The sequence below is a fragment of the Modestobacter sp. NPDC049651 genome (assembly GCF_040659695.1).
In the GTDB taxonomy this organism is placed as follows: domain Bacteria; phylum Actinomycetota; class Actinomycetes; order Mycobacteriales; family Geodermatophilaceae; genus Modestobacter.
Genome location: NZ_JBFAOG010000004.1, coordinates 1 through 15,768, shown reverse-complemented (window position 1 = coordinate 15,768; position 15,768 = coordinate 1). Strand labels below are relative to the sequence as shown.

The window sequence follows — 15,768 nt, the reverse complement described above, 5'->3', positions numbered from 1 at the left end:
GCGCCCGGCCGCTCCGCGCCGCGACGGGGAGGCGTGCGTGCGCGCGACGAGCAGCCAGCAGCGGGCCGGGCGGCCCGTCGACGACCCGCACGGCGGCCGCTGGCTGGTCCGCCGGTGGCCGGTCGCCGTGCTGCCGGTCCCGCCGGACCCGCCGGACGCGGCCCGGCTGCGGCCGCTGCTCGCCGCGCCACCCCGGGCACCGGCGCCGGCGGCCGGCGCGCCGGCGGGCACCCGCCCGGCCGCCAGCTGGGTGCTGGGCCGGTCCGCGCGCTGGCACGGCCCGGCCGCACCCGGCGCCGACGACGACCCCGCGCGGGACGCGCTGCCGCTGCTGCGAGCGGTGGCCCTGCTCCCGGCGGTCCCGCTCCTGGTGCCCCGGCTGCTGGTCGGGCTCGTCGTCCGGGTGCTCGAGGTGCGCCGGCACTCCCCCGCCCGGCGGGCCGCGCCGTGGCTGGTCGAGCTGTCCGACGGGTGGCGCACCGCGACCTGGGCGGTGCGCGGGCCGGACGCCGCCGCGGCCGGTGAGGCGCACGTCGCGGCCGCGGTGCGGGCGGGCACGCTGCCCGCGCCGCCGGGCGCACGGCTGGTCGAGGTGCGCGACGACCGCCCACCCGCCGGGTGCGTCACCCCGTCGGCGCCGTGAGGGGGCAGCGGGACGCACGACGGGCCGGCCACCGCCCCGGGAGGAGCGGTGGCCGGCCCGTCAGGTGCCGGGGGTCAGCTGGCCTTCCTGCGGGCCCGCTTCTTCGGGCCCTCCGCGGCCGCGGCGACCGCGGCCGGGTCGAGCAGCTGGGCGAGGAAGCGGCCGGTGTGGCTCTCCGGCACGCCCGCCACGAACTCCGGCGAGCCCTCCGCGACGACCTGGCCGCCGCGGAACCCGCCCTCGGGACCCATGTCGATCAGCCAGTCGGCGCTCTTGATCACGTCGAGGTTGTGCTCGATGACGATGACCGAGTTGCCCTTGTCGACCAGGCCCTGCAGCACCAGCAGCAGCTTGCGGATGTCCTCGAAGTGCAGACCGGTGGTCGGCTCGTCCAGGACGTAGATGGTGCGGCCGTTGGACCGCTTCTGCAGCTCGCTGGCGAGCTTCACCCGCTGCGCCTCGCCACCGGACAGCGTGGTGGCCGGCTGGCCGAGCCGGATGTACCCGAGCCCCACGTCGGTGAGGGTGCGCATGTACCGGGAGATCGCCGGGATGGCCTCGAAGAACTCGGCGGCCTCCGCGATCGGCATGTCCAGGACCTCGGCGACCGTCTTGCCCTTGTAGTGCACCTCGAGGGTCTCCCGGTTGAACCGGGCGCCCTTGCACACCTCGCAGGGGACGTAGACGTCCGGCAGAAAGTTCATCTCGATCTTCAGCGTGCCGTCGCCGGAGCACGCCTCGCAGCGGCCGCCCTTGACGTTGAAGGAGAAGCGGCCGGGCTGGTAGCCGCGGATCTTCGCCTCCGGCGTGCTGGCGAACAGCTTGCGGACGTGGTCCCAGACACCGGTGTAGGTGGCCGGGTTGGACCGCGGCGTGCGGCCGATCGGCGACTGGTCGACGCCGACGACCTTGTCCAGCTGGTCCAGGCCGGTGACGGTGCGGTGCCGGCCGGGCACCAGCCGCGCGCGGTTCAGCTCGTTGGCCATCACCGTGTAGAGGATGTCGTTGACCAGGCTGGACTTGCCCGAGCCGGAGACCCCGGTGACCGCGACCAGCATGCCCAGCGGGAAGGCGACGTCGATGCCGCGCAGGGTGTTCTCCCGCGCGCCCTTGACGACCACCTCGCGCCCCGGCTGCGGCTGCCGCCGCACCTTCGGGATGGTGATCTCCATCCGGCCGGACAGGTACTGACCGGTCAGGGACCGCTCGCTGGCCAGCAGGTCCTCCACCGTGCCGCTGACGACGACCTCGCCGCCGTGCTCACCGGCGCCCGGGCCGATGTCGACGACCCAGTCGGCCTGCTTGATCGTGTCCTCGTCGTGCTCGACGACGATGAGCGTGTTGCCCATGTCGCGCAGCCGCACGAGGGTCTCGATCAGCCGGATGTTGTCGCGCTGGTGCAGCCCGATCGAGGGCTCGTCGAGCACGTACAGGACGCCCACCAGCCCGGAGCCGATCTGGGTGGCCAGCCGGATGCGCTGCGCCTCACCGCCGGCGAGGGTGGCCGCGGGCCGGTCGAGGGACAGGTAGTCCAGCCCCACGTCGACCAGGAACGACAGCCGGGCCTGGATCTCCCGCAGCACCCGGTCGGCGATGACCTTCTCGCGCTCGCCGAGCTCGAGGGCGCCCAGCCACTCGGAGGCCTCGCCGATCGACAGGCCGGTGACCTCGGCGATCGAGCGGCCGCTGAGCTTGACGGCGAGGATCTCCGGCTTGAGCCGGGTGCCGTGGCAGACGGGGCACGGGACGTCCCGCATGTAGCCCTCGTACTTGTCCTTCATCGCGTCGCTGTCGGTGTCCTCGTGCCGCCGCTCGAGGAACGGGATGACGCCCTCGAACGCCGCGTAGTAGCTGCGCTCGCGGCCGTAGCGGTTGCGGTAGCGGACGTGCACCTGGTCCGGGGAGCCGTGCAGCACGGCCTTCTGGACCTTGGCCGGCAGCTGCTCCCAGGGCGTCTGCATGGAGAAGCCGATCATGTCCGCCAGACCGCTGAGCAGGCGCTGGAAGTACTCTTTGCTCATCGAGCCGGCCCACGGCGCGATCGCGCCGCCCTCGAGGCTCTTCGTCGGGTCGGGCACCACGAGGTCGGGGTCGACCTCCTTGCGGGTGCCGATGCCGGTGCACTCGGGGCAGGCGCCGAACGGCGAGTTGAAGGAGAACGAGCGCGGCTCGAGCGCCTCGAACGACAGGCCGTCGTCGATGCACGCCAGGTGCTCGGAGAAGGTGCGCTCGCGGTACGGGTCGTCCTCGGGCAGGTCGACGAAGTCCAGGACGACGAGCCCGCCGGCCAGCCCCAGCGCGGTCTCGACCGAGTCGGTGAGCCGCTGCTTGGACGACGGCTTGACCTGCAGCCGGTCGACGATGACCTCGATCGAGTGCTTCTCCTGCTTCTTGAGCTTCGGCGGCTCGGTCAGCGGGTGCACGGTGCCGTCGACCCGGACCCGGGAGAAGCCCTGGGTCTGCAGCGAGCTGAACAGGTCGACGTACTCGCCCTTGCGGGCGCGGACGACCGGGGCGAGCACCTGGAAGCGGGTGCCCTCCTCCATCGCCAGCACCTGGTCGACGATCTGCTGCGGCGTCTGCCGGGCGATCGGCTTGCCGCAGTTGGGGCAGTGCGGCTGACCGGCGCGGGCGTAGAGCAGGCGCAGGTAGTCGTAGACCTCGGTGATGGTGCCGACGGTCGACCGCGGGTTGCGGTTGGTGGACTTCTGGTCGATCGAGACGGCCGGTGAGAGCCCCTCGATGAAGTCGACGTCGGGCTTGTCCATCTGGCCGAGGAACTGGCGGGCGTAGGCCGACAGCGACTCGACGTAGCGGCGCTGGCCCTCGGCGAAGATGGTGTCGAAGGCCAGGCTCGACTTGCCCGAGCCGGAGAGCCCCGTGAACACGATCATCGCGTCGCGGGGCAGGTCGAGGTGGACGTCCTTGAGGTTGTGCTCTCGGGCGCCGCGGACGACGAGCCGGTCCATGTGATCCCTGTCGGTCGCAGTGGTTCTTGCTGCAGGTACGAGTCGCGTGTTCATGGGTTGCTCAGAGCAACCGGGCGGTGCCGGTGCGCCTTCCCCCGCGGGGTGCGATCTGGGCAACGCTGCCCGGTCAGCCGGCCGGTGCCGCGGCGGGCTCCCGGGGGTCGAAGACGGGTGCGTGCCGCCGCCAGGGCGACCGGCGCTCCAGCTCTCCGGCGAGCCAGAGTAGTCGTGTTTCCGACCCCGCCGGTCCGACCAGCTGGACCGCCGTGGGCAGCCCGGTGCGGCCCGGCCCGGCGGGCAGCACCAGCGCCGGCAGGCCGGCCAGGTTCCACGCCGCCGTCCACGGCGCCCAGCGCGCGTTGGCGGCGATGTTGGCGAGGAAGCCCCGCTCGTGCCAGGGCCGCGCCGGCAGCGGCGGACCGGTGACCACCGGGGTCAGCAGCACGTCGACGTCGGCGAAGAACTCCGCCAGCCGGGCCCGGAACGCCTCCACCGTGGCCGGCCGCACCAGCCCCGCCCGGCGGACCAGCCGGCCGAGCCGGGTGTGCGCCCGGCTGCGCGGCTCCATCGCGGACCGGTCGAGGCCGAGCGCCGCGGCGTCGCTCTCCGCGCCCGCGAACCAGCGGGCGAGCGCCCCCAGCGCGGCGGACGGGGGGACGGGCGGGTCGCGACGCACGACGGTGGCGCCGGCCGCGGTGAGCCCGGCCACCACGGCGTCGACGGCCGCCCGCCCCGCGGCGTCCAGCCGGACCCCGGGCACCGGCGAGCGGGTGGAGACGGCCACCCGCAGCGGGCGGTCGGGGGCGGCCGGGTCGAGCGGCCGGCCGGCCAGCACGCCGAGCCCGGTGGCGAGGTCGGCGACGGTCGTGGCCAGCACGCCGTGCTCGGCCATGCCGAGCCAGGAGTCGGCGCCCACCGGCTGGTCGACCAGGCCGCGGCCGGGCTTCAGGGTGACCAGGCCGCAGGCCGCGGCGGGCAACCGGAGGGAGCCCATGCCGTCGTTGCCGTGCGCCAGCGGGACGGTGCCGGACGCGACCGCGGCGGCGCTGCCCCCGGACGAGCCGGCGGCCGACCGGGCGGTGTCCCAGGGGTTGCGGGTGACGGTGCCCGGGCCGTCGGTCGCCGCGAAGATGCACAGCTCGGGGACCCGCGTGATGCCGACGACCACCGCGCCCGCGGCGCGCAGCCGGGCGACCACCGGGTCGTCGGTGTCCGCCGGTGCCGGCACGTGGGCCGCCGACCCGTCGGTGGCCACCTCACCGGCGACCCGCACGTTGTCCTTGACCGCGACCGGCACCCCCGCCAGGGGCAGCCCGGAGCGGTCCGGCAGCGTCGCGAGCAGCGCGTCGACCGCGGCGGCCTCCGCGAGCGCCGCCTCCGTGCGGACCACCCGGTAGGCGCCCAGCCGGGCCTCCACGGCGGCCAGGTGCGCGAGGTGGGCGCGCACCACGTCGACCGCGGTCAGCTCCCCCGCCCGCACCCGCGCGGCGATCTCGGTCGCGGGCAGCCCGAGGGGCCCGGAGGGTCCACTACCGTCCATGCGGTCGAACCTATCCGGGACCACCGACAGTTCTCAGATCGGAGCGGGATGAGCGCCAGCTACACCGGGGACGTGCAGGTCGGCGGTCCGGCCGACGTCCGGGAGCTGCCCGGGCTGACCATCCGCAAGCTCGCCGTGAGCGAGATGGCGAACAACGTCTACCTGCTGGTCGACACCGGCACAGGGCCGGGCACCGGGCAGGCGGCGCTGGTCGACGCCGCGGCCGACCCGGAGGCGCTGCTCGCGTTCGTCGACGGCATCGACGTGCGCACCGTCGTCACCACCCACGGCCACTGGGACCACCACCGCGCGCTGCCCGAGGTGGTCGCCGCGACCGGCGCCACCACCGTCGCGCACCCGGCCGACGCCGCCGACCTGCCGGTGCCGGTGGCGCGGCCGGTCGAGCACGGCGACACCGTCGAGGTCGGCGACCACGTGCTCGAGGTCGTCCACCTGCGCGGCCACACGCCCGGGTCGATCGCGCTGGTGTGGCGCGGACCGGACGGCGCGGGCACCCACGTGTTCACCGGCGACAGCCTGTTCCCCGGCGGTGTCGGCAACACCCAGCAGGACCCGGCGCGGTTCGCCAGCCTCGTCGACGACGTCGAGCACCGGCTGTTCGACGTGCTGCCCGACGACACGTGGGTCTACCCCGGCCACGGCAAGGACACCACGATCGGCGCCGAGCGCCCGCACCTCGCGGAGTGGCGCGAGCGCGGCTGGTGACGGCGGCCCGGTGGGTCTTCCGCCGGGCGCCCGGGAGCGGCAGCCTCGCGGCATGACCGACACGGACGTCGACCGCCCGCCGCCCCGCCCGACGGCCGGGCGGCCGACGGTCGGCAACCGGGTGGTGCTGGCGCTGCTGCGCTCCCCGCTGCGCCGGGTGGTCGGCCGGCGGGTGTGCGCGCTGCGCTACACCGGCCGGCTCAGCGGCGCCACGGTCACCCTGCCGGTGCAGTACGTACGGCGGCCGGGCGGCCTGGTGGTGCTCGCCGGCCGCGGCGGCGGCAAGAGGTGGTGGCGCAACTTCGCGCCGTCCGAGCCGGTCGCGGTGTGGCTGGACGGCCGGTGGCACGACGGCGTCGGTGCCGTCCTCGTCGGCGAGGAGCGCGTCGCAGCGCTGGCGGACTACGTGCGCGTGGTCAGCCAGGTGGACGCCGCGACGGACGACCCCGTCGTCGGCATCCGGCTGCCCGGCTGACGGCCCTGGACGCCGCCGGCCGGGCGGTCAGTCCTCGTCGTCCTCCTCGAACAGCTCGATCAGCTCCTCCGCGGTGCCCGGCAGGTGCAGCGGCACGACCGCGACGGTCCACTCCGGGCGCCGTCCGTCCAGGTCGAGCGCCAGCTCCCAGGCCGCCCGCGCGGTCAGCGGGCCGAAGCACGCGTCCTCGCCGTCCTCGTCGACCGCGACCTCGACCAGCCAGTTGTCGGAGAGGTCGGCCGCGAGCTCCTCGAACTCGGGCTCCGCCGCCTCGTCGGGCTCGGGAGCGTCCGCCTGCACGGGGTAGATGAGCGCCATGGGTGCACCGTAGGCCCGCGCGCGACCGCGCGGCTCAGAGCTGGACGCCCCGGGTGAGCGCGCCGTCGACGACCAGGTTGGTGCCGCTGGTGAAGCTGGAGACCGGGCTGGCCAGGAAGACCACCGCGCGGGCCATCTCCGCCGGCGTCCCCATCCGGCCGGTGGGGTTGAGCGCCAGCGAGTCGGCGTACAGCTGCGGCTGGCCGGTCTCGATCTGGTGCCACACCCCGCCCTCGAAGTACGTGTTGCCCGGGGACACCGTGTTCGCCCGCACGCCGGCGGCGGCCAGCTGGTGCGCCAGGCCCTGCACGTAGTGCACGATCGCCGCCTTCATCACGCCGTACGGGCCGGCGGCGAAGTCGATCTCCCGGCCGGAGACGCTGGAGATCGCGACGATCGAGCCCCGGCTGGCCGTCAGGTGCGGCAGCGCCGCGCTGACCAGCCGCACCGTCCCCATGAGGTCGACCTGGAACGACGTCTGCCAGGACTCCTCGCTGTCGGTGATCGCCAGCGCGCTGACGTTCGACACGACGGTGTCGATGCCGCCCAGCCGCTCCGCCGCGGCCGCGACCCAGCCGGTCAGCGCCGCCGCGTCGCCGACGTCGACCGCCGTCCCGGTGGCCGTGCCCCCGACCGCGGCCGCCGTCTCCGCGCAGGCGGCCGCGGTGCGCGCGCAGAACTCGACCACCGCCCCTTCGGCGACGAACGCCTCGACGATCGCCCGGCCGATGCCCCGGGTGCCCCCGGTGACGAGCACGCGCTTGCCGGTGAGCTGCAGGTCCATGGACGGTCCTCTCGGGGACTGGGGGTCAGAGCAGGGTGGCGGCGCGGGCGCGCAGCTCGGCGTGCAGGCCGTCGTACGCGGCGGCCGGGGGCAGCAGCGCCTTCGGTGCCTTGACGACGGTGGAGTAGTTGGCGTCGACGACGTTGGCGATCGGCACCTCGGTGATCTGCGAGAGCAGCTGGTAGGCGTCCATCGCGTGCAGGCCGTGGAGCTCCTGGAACCAGCGCACCAGCTGCGTCTGGCCGATCCGCCAGGCGTCCTCCAGCGGCCGGCTCGACCCGACGGTCATCCAGTGCTCGTCGTCCTCGAGGCGGGGCCACGCGGTCGGGCCCACCCGGCCGCCGCCCTTGACCAGCTCGACGATCACCGTGGTGGTCATCGCACCCTCGACCGCGGTGCCGCAGGCCTCGCCCTCGCCCTGCCGGTAGTGCCCGTCGCCGAGGGAGAACATCGCGCCCTCGACGTTGACGCCGAGGTAGCAGGTGGTGCCCGGGCGCATCTGCGGGGTGTCCATGTTGCCGCCGAACGCGTCGGGCACCAGCGAGCTGCGCACCTCTCCCCCGGCCGGGGCGACCCCGACGGTGCCCAGCATCGGCGCCACCGGCAGCTCGACGGTGAGCTCCGAGTGCCGCGCGGCGAAGGTGACGGTGTTGCGGGCGCGGTCCAGCTCGTAGACCCAGGTGGTGTCCGGCAGCGCGTCCTGCAGCGTCGCCGTCCGGTCGGTGCTGGTCAGCCCGCCGAAGAACGGGATGGCCGCGGACACGCCGAAGTCGCGGGCCGGCTCCATGGCGACGAAGTGCAGGGCCAGGGTGTCGCCCGGCTGCGCGCCCTCCACGTAGAACGGCCCGGTCTGCGGGTTGACCGCGCTCAGGTCGACCTTCTCGCTGGACAGGTCGGTCGCCGACCGCAGCGCGCCGGAGAACGCGTCGTCCGACCACAGCCGCAGCGCGGTGCCCGGCGTGATCCGCATCAGCGGCGCGACGCCCCCGAAGGTGAAGGCGTACTGCTCGAACGAGGGCGTGACCTCCAGGACGTCCATGGCGGCACCCTAGGGCAGGGGCGTTGCCGGGAGATCACGTCCGCAGCCGCGCCCGGTCGGGGGTCAGCTCGGCGACCGAGGCGACGCCCAGCAGCTGCAGCGTGCGCGCGAACTCCGCGGCCAGGACGACGTACGCCTGCTGCACGCCGCGCTCGCCGCCGGCCATCAGCCCGTACAGGTACGCCCGGCCCACCAGCACCGCCCGGGCGCCCATCGCCACCGCGGCCGCGACGTCGGCGCCGTCCAGGACACCGCCGTCGACGCACACCTCGGCCCGGTCGCCCACCGCCCGGACGACGTCCGGCAGCTCCTCCAGCGGCGTCGGCGCCCGGTCCAGCTGCCGCCCGCCGTGGTTGCTCACGACCACCGCGTCGGCACCGGCGTCGACCACCGCGCGCGCGTCGTCCACCCCCTGCACGCCCTTGACGACCAGCTTCCCGGGCCAGTCGTCGCGCAGCCGGCGGACGTCGGCCATCGTGGCGGCCGGCTCGAACACCTTGTCGGCCAGCTCGCCGACCGTGCCACCCCACGAGCTCAGCGAGGCGAACGACAGCGGCTCGGTGGTGAGCAGGTCGGCCCACCAGCGCGGGTGCCGGGCGGCGTTCGCGACGGTCCGGAGGGTGAGCGACGGCGGGATCGTGAAGCCGTTGCGGACGTCGCGCAGCCGCGGGCCGGCGACCGGGGTGTCGACGGTGAGCACCAGCGCCTCGTAGCCGGCGTCCCGGGCCCGCCGCACCATCGCGGCGCTCGCCTCGCGGTCGCGCCACAGGTACAGCTGGAACCACCGGCGCCCGCCCGGCGCCTCGGCCGCGAGCTGCTCCAGCGACGTCGTGCCCATCGTCGACAGCGCGTACGGGATGCCCCCGCGGGCCGCCACCCGGGCGACCGCGGGCTCACCGGCGGTGTGCATCAGCCGGGTGAACCCGGTCGGCGCGAACACCAGCGGCAGCGCCGCCGGGCCGCCCAGGACGGTCGTCGAGGTGTCGACGACGGACACGTCGCGCAGCACGCTCGGCCGGAACTCGACCCGCTCGAACGCCTCCCGGGAGCGCCGGTACCCGATCTCCGCGCCGGCGGCGCCGTCGACGTAGTCGAAGACCGCGCGCGGCACGGTGCGCCGGGCCACGGCCCGCAGGTCGCCGATCGTGGCCGCCTGGGCCAGCCGGCGCGCGACCGGGTCGAGCGGCAGGGCGCGGGGCCGGACCAGCTCGGACAGCTCGGACCAGCGCGGCAGGCGGCGGGTGACCACGGCGTCTCCTCTCGACGGCACGCCCACCCTGCCACCCGCGGCGTCACACCCGGGTCGAGGGCACCGCAAGCCGCTCGCGCCCGCCGGGGACCTCGCCGTCCACCGCCGCGTCGGGGGTCCGCCCCGGGTCGCCGGGACCCGTGTCGCCGGGACCCGTGTCGCCGGGACCCGTGTCGCCCGCGACCGGCGGCAGCGCGCCGGCCGCGCCGCCGTTCTGCGGGGTGGGCAGCCAGCGGGCCCACCAGCGCAGCACGTGCTCGAGCCGGGCCAGCCGGTGCTTCGGCCGGCCGGAGCGGGACAGCTCGTGCCCCTCCCCCGGGAACAGCAGCAGCTCGGCCGGGACGCCGTTGCGCTTGAGCTGCACGTACAGCCGGGTGCCCTGCTCCAGCGGGCAGCGCCAGTCCTCCTCGGAGTGGATGACCAGCGTCGGCGTGGTGATCCGGTGCGCCCCGGCCATCGCCGACTGCTCCGCGAGCCGCTCCGGGTCGGTGCCCAGGTACTCGTCGGGGAAGAACCACCCGATGTCGGAGCTGCCGACGAAGCTGACCGGGTCGTTGAACCCGCGCTCGCTGATCCCGGCGACGAACCGGTCGGTGCGGCCGAGCAGCAGCGTGGTCATGTAGCCGCCGTACGAGCCGCCCATGATCCCGACCCGGGCGCCGTCCAGCGCCGGGTCGGTCAGCGCGGCGTCGAGGAAGGCGAGCACGTCGTCGGCGTCGACGGTGCCGAACGCCTCCTTGACCGCGCGGCCGTGCGCCTGGCCGTAGCCGGAGGAGCCGCGCGGGTTGCACTGGACGACCGCGTACCCGGCCTCCACGTAGGCCTGGGTCTCGTCGAACAGCGTCCAGCCGTACTGGGCGTAGGGGCCGCCGTGCACGGTGAGCAGCACCGGGTGCGCTCCGGCGCCGGGCGGCGTGGTGATCCAGCCGTGCACCGGGTAGCCGTCCGGCGCGGTGGCGGTGACCTCGCGCATCCGGTGGAGCCGGCCGGTGGCCTGCAGGGTCGCGCCGAAGCCGGTGAGCAGCCGGCGGCGGCCGGGGGTGATCGCGATCAGCTCGCCGGCCGAGCGGTCGTGCGCCACGGTGGCGACGACGACGCCGCCGCCCACCGCGACGCCGCGCACCGTGTACGGGCCGTCGACCAGCGGCTCGGGCGTCCCGCCGGCCAGCGGCACCCGCAGCAGCTCGACCCCGCCGCGGCGCTGGACGCCGAGGAACGCCGCGCCGGCGGCGACGACGGTGCCCGGCGTCTCGTCGCCGCGGTCGTGCTCCTCCGGGTCGAGCAGCACGCGCAGCGGACCGCCGGCGGCGTCGACCGCGGCCAGCGTGGCGTTGCGGGCCACGAAGTCGCGGCCGGTGGCACCGAGGTCCTGGGCGGTCACGTAGATCGTGCGGCCGGCCGGGTCGTCGGGGTCGTAGGCCGGGGCGGCGCAGCTCGACGTGGAGTCGGTGACCCTGCGCAGCCCCGAGCCGTCGGGCCGGACGACGTACACGTCGCGCACCAGGTCGGTGTCGGCGCCCTCGTGCCGGGCGGAGACGAAGGCGAGCTCGGCGCCGTCCGGGCTCCACGTCACGTCGGTGTCGTCGACGTCGCCGTCGGTCACCTGCACCGGCTCGGGGAGCACGGCCGCGTCGTCGGCGAGGTCCGCGGGGAGGTCGACGACGAACACGTGGCTGCGCCGGTCGACGGTGAAGCCGGTGCCGTCGCTGCGGTACTGGAGGGTGGTGATCAGCCGTGGGGCCTCGGCGGCCGGGGGGACGTCGTCCGCCGTCCCGTACCGGCCCTCCTCCGGCACCCGCGCGGTGTAGGCGAGCCGCCGGGAGTCCGGTGACCAGGCCGGGACGCCCGCGCCGAGGTGGTGGTCGGTGAGCCGGCGGCCGGGGCCACCGGAGGTGGGCATCACGTGCAGCTGCGGCGCGCCGGTGGGCTCCGCGGACAGGTAGGCCAGCCAGCGGCCGTCCGGGGAGAACACCGGTGCGGAGTCGCGGGAGCCGTGGGTGAGCGGGCGGGCCGGCGCCGAGGCGTCGGTCGGGACCGTCCACAGCTGGCCGCGGTACTCGTCGGCGTCCAGGTCCAGCCGGGTCACCGCGACGACGGCCGTGCGCCCGTCCGGGGAGACGGTCGGGACGCCGGGCACGCGCAGCAGGGAGAGGTCGGTCGGCCGCATGACCTGCACGCTAGCCGACCGCCACCCGGATGATCCTGAGCACAGCTAACGGACCACCCGCTAGGGTCCCGCCATGACGCGACGGGTCTTCACCGGTGGGCAGGTCCTCGACGGCACGGGCAGCCCGGCGGCGCCCGCCGACGTGGCGGTCGAGGACGGCCGGATCGTCGAGGTCGGCCTCGGGCTGGACGGCGACGAGGCCGTCGACTGCACCGGCGCGACCGTGCTGCCGGGCCTGTTCGACTGCCACGTGCACGTGATGATGAGCGGCGTCGACACCCTGCGGCACCTGCAGACACCGTTCAGCTACGGCTTCTACGAGGCGGTGCACAACCTCCGCCGCACGCTCGCCCAGGGCATCACCTCGGTGCGCGACGCCGGCGGCGCCGACCTCGGCGTCGCGGAGGCGGTGCGCAACGGCCTGGTCGCCGGTCCGCGGATGCAGATCGCGATCAGCATGCTCAGCCAGACCGGCGGGCACGGCGACGGCTGGCACGTGTGCGGCGCGGAGCTGCCGCTGATGGGCCCGCACCCGGGCCGGCCGGACACGGTCGTCGACGGCCCGGACGAGATGCGGCGCACCGTCCGGGAGCTGCTGCGCGCCGGCGCCGACGTGCTCAAGGTGGCCACCAGCGGCGGGGTCCTCTCGGCCCGGGACGACCCGCGGCACCCGCACTTCCGCCCCGCCGAGCTGGCCGTGCTGGTCGAGGAGGCGAACGCCGCGCACGTCGCGGTGATGGCCCACGCGCAGGGCGCGGAGGGCATCAAGGCCGCCGTCCGGGCCGGCATCCGCTCCATCGAGCACGGCATCTTCCTGGACGACGAGGCGATCGACCTGATGCTCGAGCGCGGCACCTGGCTGGTGCCCACGCTGGCCGCCCCGCGCGCCGTGCTCGCCGCGGTCGCTGCCGGTGCCTCGCTGCCGGCGGCGGTGGTGGAGAAGGCCCGCGCGGTGCAGGCGGTGCACGACGAGTCGGTCACCCGGGCGGTCGAGGCCGGGGTGAGGGTGGCCATGGGCACCGACAGCGGCGTCGGGCCGCACGGCGACAACCTCTCCGAGCTGGCCCTGATGGCCGGCTGCGGGATGACCGCGGAGCAGGCCTGGCACGCCACCACGCTCTCGGCCGCCGAGCTGCTCGGCGTGGCCGGGGAGCTGGGCAGCCTGGAGCCGGGAAAGCGGGCGGACGTCGTCGTGCTGGACGGCGACCCCCGCGACCTGACCGGCCTCGCCGGCCGGGTGCGGGAGGTCTGGCGGGACGGCGCGCTGGTCGCCGCCGGCGGCGCGGTCGTCGAGCCGGGGACGATCCCGCCGCGCTGACCGCGGGCGCCGCCCGCGGCGGGTCAGCCGGGCCGGCGCTCGTCCGCCGTCGCCGGTGCCTGCACCGCGCGGGTCGTGCCCTCGGTGCCGGTGGCGGGCTCCACCGGCTCGGCCGGCGGGCCGGCGGCGGCGTTCTCGCCGCGGGTCTTGAGCAGGCTGGCGACCGTGGCGACGGCCAGCACGGCGAGGATGACGGTGAGCGACAGCCAGGTCGGGATCGCCGGCACGCTCTCCAGCGGCTCGCGGTGGCCGGCGAACGGGTACTGGTTCTCGTGCACCGCCTCGAGGATCAGCTTCACGCCGATGAACGCCAGGATGACCGCGAGGCCGATCGACAGGTAGACCAGCCGCTTGAGCAGGCCGCCGAGCAGGAAGTACAGCTGCCGGAGGCCCATCAGCGCGAAGACGTTCGCGGTGAAGACGATGAAGCCCTCGCGGGTGAGGCCGAAGATCGCCGGGATGCTGTCCAGGGCGAACAGCAGGTCGGTGGTGCCCAGCGCCAGGATGACCACGACCATCGGCGTCCAGAGCCTCTTGCCGTCCTGCTTCACGCGCAGCTTGTTGCCCTGGAAGTCGGTGGTCATCGGCAGCACCTTGCGGATCCGCCGGATGAGCGCGCTCTCCTCGTACTCCTCGTCCTCGTCGCGGTGCCGGACCAGGTTGATCGCGGTGTAGACGAGGAAGAGGCCGAAGGCGAAGAACACCCAGACGAACCGCTCGATCACCGCGGAGCCGAGCAGGATGAAGATCCCGCGCAGCACCAGCGCGATGATGATGCCGATCATCAGGACCTCTTGCTGCAGCTTCCGGGGGACCGAGAAGCGGGCCATGATGATCACGAAGACGAAGAGGTTGTCGACCGACAGCGAGTACTCGGTGAGCCAGCCGGCGTAGAACTCCGTCGCGTGGTCGCTGCCGGCGAAGGCGAGCATCAGCACGCCGAAGACGAGGGCCAGGGCGATGTAGAAGGTGACCCAGAGGCTGGCCTCCTTCACGGAGGGCTCGTGCGGGCGGTGCGCGACGATCGCCAGGTCGGCGATCAGCAGGGCGGTGAGCCCGATGAACGTCGCGACCTCGAACCAGACGGGGAGCTCCACGCCGACCGACTCTACGGAACGGGTTCGGTGTGCACGGGCCAACGAACGGCCGCAGCCGGCGCCCGGTGCCCGGGCGCCGGCTGAGGGTTCACTGAGCGCCTGCTGAGCGGACGGCCTGCCGCTCGCGGACCTTCCGGTCGTGCCGCAGGCTGGCCACCGTGGTGACCAGCAGGGTCACCAGGATGACCGCCAGCGAGAGCCAGGTGGGGATCTCCGGGATCGCGGTGATGTGCTCGCCGCCGTTGATCCAGGACAGCTCGTTGGTGTGCATGGCGTGGATGACGAGCTTGGCACCGATGAAGGCCAGGATCACGGCCAGGCCGTAGGCGAGGTACACCAGCCGGTCGAGCAGGCCGTCGATGAGGAAGAACAGCTGGCGCAGGCCGAGCAGGCTGAACGCGTTGGCCGCGAAGACCAGGTAGGTGTCCTGGGTGAGGCCGAAGATCGCCGGGATGGAGTCGACGGCGAAGATGACGTCGGCCGTGCCGATGGCGATCAGCGCGATGGCCAGCGGGGTGATGTAGCGCTTGCCCTGCAGCTTCACGGTCATGCGGTCGCCGTGGTGCTCCTCGGTGGTGGGCACCACCCGGCGGACCAGCCGCAGGACCCCGTTCTCCTTGTACTCCTCGTCGCTGTCGTGCCCACCGCTGCGCGCCTGCACGTAGGCGGTGTAGATGAGGATGCCGCCGAAGATCCAGAAGACCCAGCTGAAGTTCGAGATCGCGGCCGAGCCGACGGCGATGAAGACGGTGCGCAGCGCCAGCGCGAAGGCGATGCCGAACAGCAGCACCTTCTGCTGCGCCTCCCGGGGCACCGCGAAGCTGGCCATGATCAGCACGAAGACGAAGAGGTTGTCGACCGAGAGGCTCTTCTCGGTGATGTAGCCGGCGAAGTACTCACCGCCCGCCGTCCCGCCGCCGAAGACGAGGACCAGCAGGCCGAAGACGACGGCGATGCCGACGTACACCGCCGACCAGGTGGCGGCCTCGCGGAGCGAGGGGGCGTGCGGGGTGCGCACGTGACCGACGAAGTCGAAGACGAGCATGCCGACGATCCCGGCGACGGTGATCGCCCAGACCCAGAACGGGACGTCCATGCGGGTTCCTCCGGTGCACTGGCAGTGGTGTCAGTTCCGGAGGTCTCTCCCACCGACGGGTTCGTCGGCCGGCAGCGCCGGGGTCACCCCGACCTGCAGGGGACTCCGTGTTGACGACACTGCCGCGGCGGGATACTCCCCTCCACGTACGACCGCCCGGCACGCGGCAGCGGCTGGGCGGTTCGTGGAGGACAACGCCCTCGGTCCCGGGTTGGTTCCCCGCCCGCCCGGGGCGGCCCGCCGGAGCACGGGACGCCGGTGGCCCAGGACCCGATCGGCCATCGTCCGCATGGCGGCCACCGGGATGTTCCGGTCCTGGTCGCCGTAGATCGACCAGCTGGGCACCG

The 15,768-nt window shown here is 74.5% G+C and carries 13 protein-coding genes; 4 read left to right on the top strand and 9 right to left on the bottom strand.

Going from position 1 to position 15,768, the window contains the following annotated elements; genetic code table 11:
* Nucleotides 1-37 precede the first annotated feature (37 nt).
* A complete protein-coding gene (locus tag AB0J00_RS07425; protein ID WP_357742408.1) occupies nucleotides 38-643 on the top strand; it encodes a hypothetical protein in 606 nt (201 codons plus the stop codon).
* 74 nt (nucleotides 644-717) lie between these two features.
* On the opposite strand, the gene uvrA is transcribed toward AB0J00_RS07425, so the two are convergent.
* Together uvrA and AB0J00_RS07415 are read right to left on the bottom strand one after the other, a co-directional pair.
* On the bottom strand, nucleotides 718-3,612 hold the full coding sequence (gene uvrA, locus AB0J00_RS07420) for an excinuclease ABC subunit UvrA (RefSeq protein WP_357742405.1): 2,895 nt from the start codon (nucleotides 3,610-3,612) through the stop codon (nucleotides 718-720).
* A 127-nt stretch (nucleotides 3,613-3,739) separates the two neighbouring features.
* Nucleotides 3,740-5,152 (bottom strand): amidase, encoded by a 1,413-nt coding sequence (locus AB0J00_RS07415; RefSeq protein WP_357742403.1) that lies wholly within the window; start codon nucleotides 5,150-5,152, stop codon nucleotides 3,740-3,742.
* 48 nt (nucleotides 5,153-5,200) lie between these two features.
* Here AB0J00_RS07415 and AB0J00_RS07410 point away from each other — a divergent pair, with 48 nt between their 5' ends.
* Entirely contained in the window at nucleotides 5,201-5,878 is a 678-nt protein-coding gene (locus AB0J00_RS07410) for an MBL fold metallo-hydrolase (RefSeq protein WP_357742400.1), read from the top strand.
* A 52-nt stretch (nucleotides 5,879-5,930) separates the two neighbouring features.
* Nucleotides 5,931-6,353, top strand: coding sequence for a hypothetical protein (locus AB0J00_RS07405; RefSeq protein ID WP_357742397.1), 423 nt, complete (start codon nucleotides 5,931-5,933; stop codon nucleotides 6,351-6,353).
* Between the two features lie 27 nt (nucleotides 6,354-6,380).
* Here the strand turns inward: AB0J00_RS07405 and AB0J00_RS07400 are convergent, their stop codons facing one another.
* The 5 genes from AB0J00_RS07400 to AB0J00_RS07380 are packed head-to-tail and all read right to left on the bottom strand — an operon-like array spanning nucleotide 6,381 to nucleotide 11,910.
* Nucleotides 6,381-6,671 carry a hypothetical protein gene (locus tag AB0J00_RS07400; RefSeq protein ID WP_357742394.1) on the bottom strand — a complete coding sequence of 97 codons (291 nt, stop codon included), beginning with the start codon at nucleotides 6,669-6,671 and terminating at the stop codon, nucleotides 6,381-6,383.
* A gap of 34 nt (nucleotides 6,672-6,705) precedes the next feature.
* Complete coding sequence (locus AB0J00_RS07395) at nucleotides 6,706-7,455, bottom strand: SDR family oxidoreductase (RefSeq protein WP_357742392.1); 750 nt, start codon at nucleotides 7,453-7,455, stop codon at nucleotides 6,706-6,708.
* 25 nt (nucleotides 7,456-7,480) lie between these two features.
* Nucleotides 7,481-8,494, bottom strand: coding sequence for an acetamidase/formamidase family protein (locus tag AB0J00_RS07390; protein WP_357742389.1), 1,014 nt, complete (start codon nucleotides 8,492-8,494; stop codon nucleotides 7,481-7,483).
* Between the two features lie 34 nt (nucleotides 8,495-8,528).
* Nucleotides 8,529-9,743 (bottom strand): alpha-hydroxy acid oxidase, encoded by a 1,215-nt coding sequence (locus AB0J00_RS07385; protein ID WP_357742386.1) that lies wholly within the window; start codon nucleotides 9,741-9,743, stop codon nucleotides 8,529-8,531.
* Nucleotides 9,744-9,786: 43 nt separating this feature from the next.
* Nucleotides 9,787-11,910 carry a S9 family peptidase gene (locus AB0J00_RS07380; RefSeq protein ID WP_357742383.1) on the bottom strand — a complete coding sequence of 708 codons (2,124 nt, stop codon included), beginning with the start codon at nucleotides 11,908-11,910 and terminating at the stop codon, nucleotides 9,787-9,789.
* A 73-nt stretch (nucleotides 11,911-11,983) separates the two neighbouring features.
* Between AB0J00_RS07380 and AB0J00_RS07375 the strand changes: the two genes are divergently transcribed.
* Complete coding sequence (locus AB0J00_RS07375; RefSeq protein ID WP_357742381.1) at nucleotides 11,984-13,228, top strand: amidohydrolase family protein; 1,245 nt, start codon at nucleotides 11,984-11,986, stop codon at nucleotides 13,226-13,228.
* A gap of 23 nt (nucleotides 13,229-13,251) precedes the next feature.
* On the opposite strand, the gene AB0J00_RS07370 is transcribed toward AB0J00_RS07375, so the two are convergent.
* A complete protein-coding gene (locus AB0J00_RS07370; RefSeq protein WP_357742378.1) occupies nucleotides 13,252-14,325 on the bottom strand; it encodes a TerC family protein in 1,074 nt (357 codons plus the stop codon).
* Between the two features lie 88 nt (nucleotides 14,326-14,413).
* Nucleotides 14,414-15,421, bottom strand: coding sequence for a TerC family protein (locus tag AB0J00_RS07365; protein ID WP_357742375.1), 1,008 nt, complete (start codon nucleotides 15,419-15,421; stop codon nucleotides 14,414-14,416).
* Between the last annotated feature and the right edge of the window lie 347 nt (nucleotides 15,422-15,768).